Below are 13,024 nucleotides of genomic sequence, written 5' to 3' on the forward strand. Positions count from 1 at the left end.
TCATCCCATCCCATGGGTTCATCAAATTAGGATGGGATTCTCTTATTTTTTACGAAATTTTTTGAGCTACGAGGTATCTCAAAAATGGTTAGCCTTTTATATGATGAAGCCTAATCTGTATCTACCCGTAAAGTAAATTAAGGGCAATTCAATTTAGCATTGCTCTTAAAATCTAAACACCAGAGATAATATCAATATTTGGTATTGCCCCAATTAGGAATAGTTAATAGATAGTTTACTATAACCGTATCTTATTATACTTATACAAAAAAGAAAATTTTTCTGCCAACGATTTTGGCTAAACAGCTTATTAAATTTATTAGAAAATTAGAAGAAGGTGGTAGAAAGCAGCGGAAAAAAAAGAAGACAGTTCCACCAATTTCACAAAACTAGAAGAACAGATTGATTGTTGATATTGCACATGTGAGATGTGAATATCCAGGGTGTAATAAAGAGATTGGGCTAGAGATTCATCATATTAAACCCAGAGCGGAAGGTGGTAGAAACACAGATAGAAATATGATTGTTTTATGTCGTCACCACCATCATTTAGCTGATAGGGGTGAAATTCCACAAGATAGATTAAGATATATTGTAAGAAAAAGACAAAAAAACTAGAATCTCCCTCTTTCCCGTCTAGAATGTAACATTTCACCGTTCTATATATAACCCCTCTAACGTTGTGCGAGCACAGCAATTTGAATCTTTAATCAAAATTTAAGCGGGCCAGGTATATCAGGATGCTCCGGACCTTTGTAATCGGGCATATCTGGGGTTGCTCTTCTCGTGGGAATTCGTATTTCCTGCTCTAATGGCTGCATACATTTTGAACAATATGCTATTCCTGCTGGTGTTATTTTAAATTCCTCGTTTCCGCATACACATTTAATCCATTCCATAGTATTCTAATTAGGATTGCTAAATAAACGTTCGCATTACAATTGGCAAGACATGTTATTTTCGTGTGTACCTACCCATTAGCTCGGTTTGGGCTAATATGTGTCCTTCCATTGCTTTAAGCAACTGTTTCTTTTTCATTCCAGGCCCAATGGTCAATTCTATGTCGATGGCATATAATTTGAAATAGTATCTGTGTGGTTTAGTGCCAGGTGGGCACGGACCACCATAGCCAAATCTCCCCCAGCTGTTTTTACCTTGTTTTTCTACTCCTTCGATGGTTTCTGTTTTTGGTACTCCCTCTGGCAACTCACCTTTTTCTGGAGGAATATTGTATATAACCCAATGTACCCATGTCATCATAGGAGCATCTGGGTCGTCGCAGATAAGAGCAAGGCTTTTTGTACTCTCAGGGGCATCACTCCATTTCAGAGGAGGCGAAATGTCTAATCCATCACAGGTATACTTTGCTGGCATTATCTCGCCTTCCTTAAACGCTGGGCTTTCAATTTGAAATACCATACTTTCACAACTGGTGTTTGTTTATGAACCTTACTAACCGATGAATCCTCACAATATTTTTGCGTTTATCCACCATTTTACGTTTCGAGCCTGTGTTCCGTATAATAACATACACCGACCTTAAAAACGCTGTGTATGCCTGCATATGTTGATTATTTCACTATCATTGGTAGAAGATATGTGTTACATCTAAAACAGAAGCATCTTTGGTGTCCTGCATGATTCTTTCTTGAGTGACTTTTTATTTCCTCTAGGGCGTGCCATTTTATCACCTAAATAGTACAGCAGCAGGGTTATACTTAAAAATACATAAAATATTTAGTTGCTATGAAACTAAAATTGTTCGGCATATTGGTTATTTTTGTACTGTTGGCCAGCAGTATAACCGTCGGGAATAAAAACGCGGTGAAAACACTGGAGAGGAATAACGGCGACAAAAAGGATTATATAAACATCAAAATGGAGAACATATCTTTCACACGATTTAAGGGGGAGCCCATTTTGCCTGTACAATCCGTCACCTTGTCATTTCCGCTTGGAACCATAATAAAGAATGTGGAATGCACACCATGGAACTGCCAAAGAAAATCGTGCCTGCCCCCAGAGCTTATACCGGTGAACGGAGGAGTTTACAGCATTCTCAAGGAAGGCAAAACATATGAAAGCAACGAACCGTATCCTTCAAACTGGTATGCTTACAGGACAGCAGGTGGACTTGAGAATGGAATACATGTAACATTCCTTAACATAGATATCTACCCCATGAGATACATTCCGGAAGAAAACATGGCTATGTATGTAAGCAATGCAACCATTACTATTTCCTATGAAGAAAAGAATCTTCTGTCTGTCCCGGATGAATATGACTTGCTTATCATAAGCCCCCTCACCTATAAGGTTCCACTGATGGAGCTGGTTAAACATAAAGAAAGCTATGGAATAAAAACGAAATGGGTCTCCCTTTCACAGATATACGATGGCAATTACTTCCCTTCTGAAGGGAGAGACAGCGGGGAGAAGATAAAATACTTCATTAAAAATGCGATAGAACAATGGGGAATAGAATATGTCCTGCTGGTGGGCGGCACAGGAAGAATACCGGCAAGGAAAGTATATACATATGAAGGTTCTGAGAATTATTTCCTCAGCGATCTTTATTATGCGGATATTTATGATTCCAATGGGCACTTTTCCTCATGGGATAGCAATGAAAATGGCTACTATGGTGAGTACAACCACTCGGGAAATATGGATGTAATGGATTTATACCCAGATGTGTATGTCGGCAGATTGCCATGCAGAAGCGTATTTGAAGCATACATTGTTGTGAATAAAATAATAACATATGAAAAAATGGAGAAAGGGAGTTGGTTCAACAAAATGATTGTCGTTGGAGGGGATTCCTTCAATGATTCACAGTGGGGTACGGATTATTATGAGGGTGAAATAACAGTGGAAAAGTCACTGGAATATATGGAAGATTTTGTACCAATTAAAATTCTTGGCTCTAAAGGAAATCTTTCTACTGACAACATTATAAAGGAGTTCAGCAACGGGGCAGGCTTTATCAATTTTGAAGGTCACGGAAATTATCTCTCATGGGCCACCCACCCGCCCCATGAATATGGCACGTGGATAGGCATCAGCGCGCAGGACATCCCAAAACTAAAAAATGGAAAAAAACTCCCTGTTGTTGTGGTGGGCGGATGCCATACGAGCGAACTGAAAAAATTTTATGAATGTTTCGGATGGAGACTCGTGAGGGCGATAGGCGGAGGGGGGATTGCCTCTACGGGTTTCACCAGCCTTTCCTGGGGAGCAGATGATGATGTTAATGGGAATGGAAAGCCCGATATAATTGAATATGCAAGCGGCTATATAGATACGCTTTTCTTTAAAAAGTATGGGGAAGAGGGGATTAATGTCCTGGGTAGGGCGTTTGGAGATTCTATCACAGAATACCTGAATACCTCCCCGGTGGAATGGAACAATGCCTTTCTGGATATATGGGACTGCAAAACCGTTTCATCATGGATACTTTTTGGCGACCCAAGCCTGAAAATCGGGGGATATGGAGGATATGGCACATAAAACAGTTGGCATAGATTTGGCGGGCAGGGAGAAAAACCCGACGGGAATGTGCACCATAAACGGAAAAGATGTATCATTCTCTACCCTTTATTTAGACAAGGATATAATCGAATATGCAAATGATACCGCACCAGATATAATTTCGGTAGATGCTCCATTAATGGAAGGCGAAATAAGGATAAGAGAGGGCGATAAAGAGTTAAAGAAATACGGTGCCATGCCCCTGACGATGCCATCTATGCGAGAATTATGTCTGAGAGGAAGAAGGATTGTAAAATCGCTCAATGCTCAGGTTATAGAAGTTTTTCCTACTGCAAGTGCAAAAATACTCGGATTTTACAGGAAAAATTACAGGGAAACGGCATCTATTCTAAAAATAAAAGTGAAGAATAAACACGAGTTGGATGCGTACATAGCGGCCCTGACCGGCATACTCTATTTGCAGGGGAAGACCGTAAAAGCTGGAGAAATCGTGATACCAACAAAACCTTTTTAGGCATTTAAATGTTGCAAAAAGGTGGAATATGAAAGGATGCCCATAGGCTGCAAACCGCTGGATGAACTCTTGGGAGGAGGAATTGAAAGAGGAATCATAACCGAGATGTACGGGGAAGGCGGGACAGGTAAAACAAATATATGCATCCAGGCAGCAAGAAATTGCGCTTCTGCTGGTAAAAGGGTTGTTTTTATAGATACGGAGGGGATATCAAAAGAAAGGCTCTTTCAGATATGCAGCAATGACAAGGCGATTGCGGAGAAAATACTATTTTTTTCGCCTTACTCTTTAGAAGAGCAGGAAGAAATGGTTGAAAAAGCGATTAAGATAGATTCAGGATTGATAATACTTGATAGCGTGAATCTCTACTACCGCCTTGGCGTGGAAGGAGACGAAGGAGGGGCAACCCGCTCTCTTACCAGGCAGCTCGTAAATCTCCAGATAGCGGCCCGTAAGAGGCACATACCCGTCATCGTGACAGCCCAGGTATATTCTGTCGGAGATGAGGTAAAACCATTTGGCGGAAGAAGCATAGACCATATGGCAAAGACGGCTATATGTCTTGATAAAATAGAAGGAAAAAGGAGCGATGGAAAGGAGGGAAGAGTTGCAACACTTATGAAACACCGCTCTCAGCCCGAAGGAAAAAAAGAAAAGTTTTTGATTACATCCAGAGGAGTGGAGTGATCGGAAACAAAATGAAAATTTAATTATCAATTGGCATATACAGATTTACTGATTGAACAAAATTCCTGGCATTCACTTCAGCTCTGCTATTACCCTTTCTAATTTCTCTTTGTATTCGTTTGCCAGTCTACGGGCAGTTTCTATTTCCTTTCCTTCAGCATAAATTCGTATAATCGGCTCCGTTCCCGACGGGCGTACCAAAACCCATGCATCTTTCAGATAAATCTTCGCTCCGTCTGTCAAATCGACATTGCCATCCTCATTTTTTATGAAAGCATCCATGATTTCCTGCTTTTTTTTACTATCGCATTTTACCTTTATCTTGACAAGATGATATTCGGGCACTTCTTTTGCCAGTTCTGATAGCTTTTTATCTTTCAATGCCATGATTTCCAGTATTGCAGCCGATGCCATTCCTCCGTCCCTGCAGTACTGATGGCTGGGAAAAATCAGCCCGCCGTTTTCTTCCCCACCAAATGTTGCATCAATTTCAATCATCTTCCGTGCTACAATAGGAGAGCCAACCCGTGTATATACTATCTCCCCGCCTTTCTTCCTAACAAGTTCTTCAACGCAGCTTGATGTGGAGACAGGTGTAACAATTTTTCCTCCCTTTCTCTCTACCATATATGCAGAGATGATTGCAAGAGTTTTGTCCCCATAAACATACTCTCCTCTCTCATCAATAAAGATTGCCCTGTCGGCATCACCATCATATGCTATTCCAGCATCTGCCCCACATTCCCTAACCATGTTCATTAGCTCTCCAACGTTTTCTTTTATTGGCTCAGCATTTCTGCCGGGAAATGTTCCATCCGGATGGGCATTTAGCGTAATAACCCTGCATCCAAGTTTTGATAGGATGTATGGTTCTGCAACACATCCTGCTCCGTTACCGCAGTCGAGCACAACCGTAAAACCCTTTCTTTTTATTGCATCCACATCCACTTTCGATAGAACGGCATCTATATATGTTTCAGTTGCCTCTATTTTGTATACATTACCTATCTTATTCCATTCCGCTGCTCCCCATTTCTCGTTGAAATATATGTCCTCTATTTTATCTTCTTTCTCTTTTCCAAGCTCGGTCCCATCTCCATCGATAACTTTTATTCCATTAAATTCAGGGGGGTTGTGTGAAGCGGTAATTATCACCCCGCCTTTTTTATCGCTTTCTTTTACGTGATACTGCAACGCAGGAGACGAAATCATGCCGGCATCAAAAACATTGCAGCCAGTGGAGAGCAAACCAGCGATTACAGCATCTTCGAGCATTTCATTTGAAGTTCTTGTATCCGCTCCGATGACAATATCTCCTTTAAAAAAAGTTCCTATCGATTTGCCCAATTTTAGGGCAAGTTCTACAGTCATATCTTTATTGGTAACGCCTCGAACGCCGTTTGTTCCAAACAGACGGGACATAATGAAGTAATGCAGTAAATTATAAAAATTTATGGCGAAAACAAAATAATTTGTGCAAAAAAGTTTGGTATCATTGGCGGCAAACAATTTATTTTTCATTTCACCTCCATTTTTGATCTGCAGGGTTATATTCCTTTTCAGCTTTTGGGCAAATGTCCCCACCCTGATCCGTTTTACCTTTGCAGCTTAGCTGCAATAATGTATCCGAAGAGCTCCGAAAGTGTTGGATAAACATCCAACGAAATAAAGTCTGTAAAGATGGTTTAAGGAAAAAGCATCATAATTTTTATTTACATTACCGCCATTGACGATTGTGGATATCGACGAGGAGATAAAAAAAATCGAAGAAGAGATTAAAAACACCAAGTACAACAAAGCAACACAACACCACATCGGGAAGCTAAAAGCAAAAATAGCCTGCCTCAGAGACAAAAAACTGAAACAGAAGGGAGGAAAAGGCGGCGCCGGATTCGGGGTGAAAAAGAGCGGAGATGCAACGATAGGCATAGTCGGGTTCCCTTCGGTAGGAAAATCAACTCTTATTAATCGCCTAACAAATGCGGAAAGTAAGATAGGCAGCTATGATTTTACCACCACATCCGTAATCCCAGGAGTTATGGAGTATGGTGGGTGCAAAATACAAATTCTCGACCTCCCTGGAATAATTTACGGTGCATCTGAGGGAAAGGGGGAAGGAAGAAGAATTATCTCAATTGCAAGAGCGGCTGATCTCCTCCTTATAATGGTTGATGCCGGAGATTTATCACAGCTTGATTTTATAAGGAATGAATTGTGGCTCTCGGGGATAAGGATAAACCAGAAACCACCTAATGTAACTATAAAGAAAAAGGACAGAGGAGGTATATCAATAGAACTCTCCAGGAAAGCAAAAATAGACTGTGAAACAGCAAAGAATATAGCTCAGGAATACCTAATAAACGCCGATATCGTAATAAGAGAAAATGTCGATGAGGAAAGATTGATAGACGCATTATCTGGCAACAGGGTTTACATACCCTCCATCGTGGCAATAAACAAGATAGACATGTCCCGAAAAGGTAAGATAAACATCGCAAGAGATGACAGAACCGTGCTTATTTCCGCAAAGACAGGCTTTGGGATAGAAGAATTGAAAGAAAAAATATTCAATACCCTTACCCTGGTTAGAGTGTACATGAAGCCCGAAGGAAAAGGAGCAGATATGAAACATCCACTTGTTTTAAAAAAAGGTGCGAAAATAGAGGATGTCTGCCGCAAAATTCATCGTGAGTTCGTTAAAAATTTTAGATATGCCGCGGTCTGGGGACCTTCGGCATCGTTTCCTGGCCAGAGAGTGGGAATGAATCACAAAGTTGAAGATGGAGACATCATAACAATAGCAACCCGGTAACTACGATTGCCTTTCCTTCCTTATCTCCTCGATCATCTCATATGCATATCTTATATGCGGTATGGTTATTGAACCGCCCACAATAAGGGCAACATTAAGCGCTTCATATAGCTCCTCGTCCTTAAAACCTTCCTGAATGCACCTTTCCAGGTGACAAAGAATACAATCGTTGCACCTGAGAACTGTAGAAGCCACAAGACCGAGCAGCTCTTTTGTTTTTGCAGGTAATCTTCCACCTTTATAGACAGCTGCATCGAGAGAGAAATCGCTTTGTTTCTTTATCACCTTCAGATAAAATCTTGCTGTTCATTCGCTCTCTATACTTGTATTTCATTTATTCTACCTTTGAAAGTTTTATATCCAGAGTTTTCGTGCTGTCCCCTATATTTATCTTAAGCGTATCGCTATATACATACCTGACGGTTTCATTTTCTACATTTACGGAAAAATCTACCTCAATTGCGTATGTAGCAGGGAACAAATATCTTGTATAATATCCCGTTTCGTTCGAAAGTACGGTTGCATTGTCTGCATTTTCGTCAGGAGCAGATACAACAACAAATTTTATTGATACACCGGCTACACTCTCATTTGTATCTCTTGCTCCATTGCTATTTGCATCATACCACGTTGCCCCGCTAACTTTTACTTTTGATGGCACCATTGAAATATTATTTATCGTGGTCTCATCAGGCTTTACTGCCACCTGTTTTTGCCCGGTGATGTCATATCCCTGCTTCGTTGCGGTAATTTGGTATGAATCCGGCAGTAGTGAATGCACTTCGTAATGCCCTCTTGAATTTGTGGTTGCCTCTCTGCCGCCGATTTCTACTTTAACATTTGGGAGGGGAGCATCTATGCTATCATTGTATTTTCCATCTCCATCCTTATCCCAGTAAACAGTTCCTTCAACAGACCCCTTATTGATATTTATAATGCCTATATCGCGCTGCCACGTTGACACACGACGCATTGCTTCATCATCAGTGATTGGAGTGAAATTGCCAGTACCGTTGAAAGTAATTTTTTTGATTATGACTCTATCCTGTCCCGCTCCCTGTGATACGACAAGCGTTATGTTTCCGGCCGGGGCAATAACAGTAAAGTGGCCGTTTCCGTCCGTTAGGGTATAGTCATGCGTTATTCCTACAGATCTATCATACATTGTCACATTTTTTTGAACTTCCAGCATGACACCTTCCATTGCTTCCCCATCACTTTTTAAAGTGCCGGTAATTTCTGCTCCTTCATAATACTTCGATATGACAACTGCAGGGCATCCAAAACATAGGCTGCCTCTTGCAAAATAAAGGGATTTATTCTGTGTCATCGGTGAGACGTATTCAACAACAAAATGCTTTAAACCTACTGTAGGCTGCATAAGCATGTATAAGTACTGCCTGTACTGCGTCTGATTTTCAAAAATCTGCTTGGAAACAGATGCCCCAAGATATGTTTTGTAAACCATGCTGTTATAGAAAGGGTCCTTTCTTACCGTTTGTGGAGTAAAGTTTCCATATGCATCTATCCTCTCCTGCGGGGTCATCTCCTCTGACAGATTTCTTACTTCCTGTGGAGTGAATTTTTGTCCCGTTTTGTCAGAAACATACCACATTTTGAAATAATCGTCCTCGCTGGTTTCATAACCAAAAGTTCCTTTATCCGCCAGAAAAGTGAATACGTTGAATATGTTTACATCATAACCTTCAACACCATAATATCTGATGCTATTTCCCGTTGCATTCTGAATTTTGTGATATATCCATGTAATATCTTCATCATCAAGTTTGGTCAACATTTCTATGGCATCATGATACATTGCATTCTTCTCCCTCACGAGATATTTTTTTCCTCCGTATTCTTCCCCAATTATTTTATTGTAAGATGTATTTTCATGTTCAGCAGGCTCCTCGAGTATTTTTATCAAATCCTGGCTCTCGTTTCCGAAATATTCTCCAAAAATTTTAGTAACGTTGCCAGATAGCTTACCGCCATTTTTTGCCATATCCCCTTCTGCCAGTCTCACTATCCAGACCGCTACCGCCTCTTTCTCACTACTTGCTGTCTGAAAATTAGCGGCGGGCTCTATTCCGTCCTGAAAGTTATCTGCCACAGTTGGATTTTCCGCTAGAGCCGCACAGTAAAACCCGTAGTCCCACCATGAAATAAAAGCGGGTTTTTCGGTATCATTTATGCCCTCATTCTGCTGCCTGAGCCATGAAAACGCATCTGTCCAGTATTCCTCCGTATGCAGCCCCAGACCGAACGCACCAAGTTTATCTGTATCAAAATTTCCTTTCATTGTCAAAGGCAGGGATGCATCAAATGCAAGCCAGCCGTTTGGCATAACCACAAGGAATACCACAAATGCTGCCCCGATAACATGCCTGACTTTTACACCTTTTTTAAGCCCGTACCAGCCTCCACCTACACCTTTTATTGTTTTTACCACGCTCTGAAAATCGAGTTTGTCTATGGTCATCCACAATACCCATCCGCCAAGTACTGCAACCAAAGGTACCAGGTCATTGAGGAAACGGCCGGCCGTCCTCGTCAGCCATGCCTCTATTAAAAACCAAACAATTAATAGGAAATATTCTCTTCTGGACCTATTCTTGTAATAGCGATATATAAGAAACAGAAAACCTGCCCAGGCAAGCCAATACAAAACCGGTCCGAATGACATAACGTTTTTGCTGAAATCAAATGTGCTTGCCTCCGCTATGGTTAAAGAAGTCTTATTCCCATATATCCCGGAACCAAAAATAATATTTGAGATACTGGTAAAAGGTTTAAGTAGGCTGCTTGTGGTGTTTCTTATAACGTAAAGGGAAGCAAGCCCTGCCGCACCTATGCCGAATATAGATGGTATGGATATAACCCATGGGATTTTATTTTTTCCAAGCCAGAGGTATATTCCGCTGAATACCGCTACGGCCAGCAAAATGATTAAATGCACTGAAGGAGAAAATCCATACTTTATCCAAAAGAGGGGAAATGCCAGCCCATAACCTGTGAATAATGCAATAAACAACGTTCTTGGCACACTTGGATTTATCCTGGAGGCAATAATATCAATAACCATCTGGGCGATACCATACACCGCTATAATCGCATATATATATTCTGCCGACACCCAGGTCATGGAAACACCCGCCACTCCAATCCCGGACATAAAGGCATAAATCATTGACTTTTTTGCATCTTTTTCCTTTAAGCTCATCACCAGAAACATGATGGTTGTAGTTGTAAGCAAAAGGATAAAAGAATCGTGGTCGTAAAGGGAATATGCAGAGCCATGACCGGAACTCAGATGTATCGGAATAAGGGCAACCATAAATGCACCCAGAATACCTGCCTTTTTATTGAATAATCTGGAGCCCATCATATACACTGGAATAACGAGAAGGGCGCCGTAAATGGCCGGCAAAAATTGCATTGCGTATCCCAGGCCATCCGTCTCTCCAACAAAAGGTGAAATAATCTTGCCCACACCTGTTGTTACCATATTGAACAATGGAGGTCTTCCACCAGAACGTCCCAGAGGATAATTCAATAACGGGTCTTCATCCCCGTGCACCCCGCCAAGATAGGGATAATGCCCTGTCTCAACAGTTTTTTCTACAAGGCGGGCATTATAGTAAGGATCTGGACCGGCAAGATAAAACTTGTCTGTTAACGATTGAACTTCTCCATTTATTGCCACGCCCGATGTATAATTAAAATATGTATTAAGGAATAGTACGAGGAAAAACGCCCCTATCACTAACGGAATGACCCATTTCTTTATCTTAATGCCTTTTGCCATGCTTTCACTCTTTCGGTAAATAGACAGGTAAATAAATATTTATCCCATTGCTCTTGGGAATTAAAAATTATGAATTGGACCAGCATCCAAATGACGAATGATCCTGAATTCCATTTAATTTTATGTGCCGTAGACCAATTTTTATAAAGGCGTAGACAATATTGTATTTGAAAAAATGAGGACTAAAGTATTGTATGCCGGGATAGTAACTTTTTTCATGCTCGCAACGATCGGCAGCAATTCATTTCATATCTCAAGCTATGCCCCGGGCTTGAACGACCTGGATCCGCTTGTCGACCTTGCCATTGACGTCCACATCGAGAGGGTGAGAAAAATAGTCATCGATGAGGAACCATCTTTTTCAATAAAAATCACTGCAGGAGGGCAGAGCTGGGAAAGCGGCATTTTCACCGGATATGACATGATGTATCCGTGCACAGCTCACTTTGATATTCCGGACGATGAGGAAGAAATACCTGTATCGATAGAACTATGGAAAGGGGGAGTGGAGGGAGACATATCAAATAACGGGAATAAGATAGATATTTATTATGATGTGAAGACCGGCAGCTGGTTTGGCGATGATTTTTTGAGAGATGATTCTGGCTACGGACATTCTTCCGGCTGTGAAGACGGGGAAATCGACGATATGGATTTCGAGATGTGGTTTGACATATCGTTCAATGATTATGACGGCGACGGGCTAACCTACTGGGAGGAAACGAATGTTTACCATACTGATCCGGAGATAAATGACAGCGGCAGTGACAGCGATGGAGACGGATTGCCCATAGAATGGGAGGATAAGTGGGGGTACGACCCGCTTGCTGCAGAAAACCATAATGCTCTGGATGAGGACAATGACGGATTGCAAAACATTGAGGGATACATGCTGGCAGACTGGTTTGCCGACCCGTTCAGACAGGATATTTTCATAGAAGTGGACCAGATGGCTCCTGCTGCGGACGGTATACAGCACATAATGCCGGAGAAATCCATCCAGATGCTTTATTCCGCCTTTACGAAGCACAATATCATGCTAATGCTCGATACAGGGTGCATGGGGGGAAGCGATGAGATACCGTATGACGAAGCACTTGACTGGAACGAGTTGAAGGATACATACGATAATTATTTCCTTCACAATGACCAGGAAAATCCCAGGAAAGGCGTCTTCCGCTATGCCATAATATGCCATGAAATTGTTTTCTGGCGCCGCCCCGCGGGAGGCATGAATTTCATGACAGATGCCTTCGTTCTTGGAAGCGCTTACATACAGAAATGGAGACCGACCGAGGAGGGAATGAAACTGTCCCATGCAAGCCTTTTCATGCACGAACTGGGGCATAACATAGGGCTGAATAATTATGCGGGCATAGACAATGAGCATACGAGATTTCCGTGGCAGCTGCAATATTGGCTGTTCGGCAATTACAGAAGCTGCATGAACTATCGATATGCTTTCAAGCTCGTGGATTATTCAGATGGCACCCATGGATTTCCGGATCAGGATGACTGGGACATTCTCAATTTAGAAAGGTTTGAAAGGTAAACCCCGCACCATCAATATATCTCTCAAAAATAATTTATATTGCAATTGCATTTTAGTTACCATGAAAAAAATAATTGTGCCATTGGTAATATCTGTATTTCTTTTCAGCAGCGCTTTTGCCGGGATAGTAAGCATTCCCTGCAATGAAGTTGATATGCC

General features: G+C 41.4%; 10 protein-coding genes. 5 read left to right on the plus strand and 5 right to left on the minus strand.

Annotation, left to right across the window (positions count from 1 at the left end; all coding sequences use genetic code 11):
• Positions 1–710 precede the first annotated feature (710 nt).
• Both U9O96_01340 and U9O96_01345 read right to left on the minus strand, forming a co-directional pair.
• Positions 711–899 carry a hypothetical protein gene (locus U9O96_01340; protein MEA2053751.1) on the minus strand — a complete coding sequence of 63 codons (189 nt, stop codon included), beginning with the start codon at positions 897–899 and terminating at the stop codon, positions 711–713.
• 55 nt (positions 900–954) lie between these two features.
• Complete coding sequence (locus U9O96_01345; GenBank protein ID MEA2053752.1) at positions 955–1,419, minus strand: YbhB/YbcL family Raf kinase inhibitor-like protein; 465 nt, start codon at positions 1,417–1,419, stop codon at positions 955–957.
• A 327-nt stretch (positions 1,420–1,746) separates the two neighbouring features.
• On the opposite strand from U9O96_01345, the gene U9O96_01350 reads away from it, so the two are divergent.
• From U9O96_01350 to radB, 3 genes are read left to right on the plus strand one after another with little or no spacing between them, the layout of a single operon-like run.
• Positions 1,747–3,510, plus strand: coding sequence for a C25 family cysteine peptidase (locus U9O96_01350; GenBank protein ID MEA2053753.1), 1,764 nt, complete (start codon positions 1,747–1,749; stop codon positions 3,508–3,510).
• Positions 3,500–4,006 (plus strand): DUF429 domain-containing protein, encoded by a 507-nt coding sequence (locus U9O96_01355; GenBank protein ID MEA2053754.1) that lies wholly within the window; start codon positions 3,500–3,502, stop codon positions 4,004–4,006. Before U9O96_01350 ends, U9O96_01355 begins: the two co-directional genes overlap by 11 nt.
• A gap of 21 nt (positions 4,007–4,027) precedes the next feature.
• A complete protein-coding gene (gene radB / locus U9O96_01360) occupies positions 4,028–4,693 on the plus strand; it encodes a DNA repair and recombination protein RadB (protein MEA2053755.1) in 666 nt (221 codons plus the stop codon).
• Between the two features lie 72 nt (positions 4,694–4,765).
• Here radB and glmM read toward each other — a convergent pair whose 3' ends face one another.
• Positions 4,766–6,214: a phosphoglucosamine mutase gene (gene glmM / locus U9O96_01365; GenBank protein MEA2053756.1), complete on the minus strand. Its 1,449-nt coding sequence runs from the start codon at positions 6,212–6,214 to the stop codon at positions 4,766–4,768.
• A 214-nt stretch (positions 6,215–6,428) separates the two neighbouring features.
• Here glmM and U9O96_01370 point away from each other — a divergent pair, with 214 nt between their 5' ends.
• Positions 6,429–7,505 carry a GTPase gene (locus tag U9O96_01370; protein ID MEA2053757.1) on the plus strand — a complete coding sequence of 359 codons (1,077 nt, stop codon included), beginning with the start codon at positions 6,429–6,431 and terminating at the stop codon, positions 7,503–7,505.
• Here the strand turns inward: U9O96_01370 and U9O96_01375 are convergent, their stop codons facing one another.
• Together U9O96_01375 and U9O96_01380 are read right to left on the minus strand one after the other, a co-directional pair.
• Positions 7,506–7,790 carry a carboxymuconolactone decarboxylase family protein gene (locus tag U9O96_01375; protein MEA2053758.1) on the minus strand — a complete coding sequence of 95 codons (285 nt, stop codon included), beginning with the start codon at positions 7,788–7,790 and terminating at the stop codon, positions 7,506–7,508.
• 49 nt (positions 7,791–7,839) lie between these two features.
• Positions 7,840–11,313 (minus strand): STT3 domain-containing protein, encoded by a 3,474-nt coding sequence (locus U9O96_01380; protein ID MEA2053759.1) that lies wholly within the window; start codon positions 11,311–11,313, stop codon positions 7,840–7,842.
• A gap of 175 nt (positions 11,314–11,488) precedes the next feature.
• Here U9O96_01380 and U9O96_01385 point away from each other — a divergent pair, with 175 nt between their 5' ends.
• The gene (locus U9O96_01385) at positions 11,489–12,865 is read left to right on the plus strand and encodes a hypothetical protein (protein MEA2053760.1); all 1,377 of its coding nucleotides are present in this window, start codon (positions 11,489–11,491) and stop codon (positions 12,863–12,865) included.
• Positions 12,866–13,024: the final 159 nt, after the last annotated feature.

The organism is Candidatus Thermoplasmatota archaeon (assembly GCA_034660695.1).
GTDB lineage: Archaea > Thermoplasmatota > E2 > UBA202 > DSCA01 > JAYEJS01.

What these genes read in the sequence shown, in the direction of transcription:
- U9O96_01340 (MEA2053751.1), bottom strand. Translation starts at nt 899, where the DNA reads ATGGAATGGATTAAATGTGTATGCGGAAACGAGGAATTTAAAATAACA.
- U9O96_01345 (MEA2053752.1), bottom strand. Translation starts at nt 1,419, where the DNA reads ATGGTATTTCAAATTGAAAGCCCAGCGTTTAAGGAAGGCGAGATAATG.
- U9O96_01350 (MEA2053753.1), top strand. Translation starts at nt 1,747, where the DNA reads ATGAAACTAAAATTGTTCGGCATATTGGTTATTTTTGTACTGTTGGCC.
- U9O96_01355 (MEA2053754.1), top strand. Translation starts at nt 3,500, where the DNA reads ATGGCACATAAAACAGTTGGCATAGATTTGGCGGGCAGGGAGAAAAAC.
- glmM (MEA2053756.1), bottom strand. Translation starts at nt 6,214, where the DNA reads ATGAAAAATAAATTGTTTGCCGCCAATGATACCAAACTTTTTTGCACA.
- U9O96_01380 (MEA2053759.1), bottom strand. Translation starts at nt 11,313, where the DNA reads ATGGCAAAAGGCATTAAGATAAAGAAATGGGTCATTCCGTTAGTGATA.
- U9O96_01385 (MEA2053760.1), top strand. Translation starts at nt 11,489, where the DNA reads ATGAGGACTAAAGTATTGTATGCCGGGATAGTAACTTTTTTCATGCTC.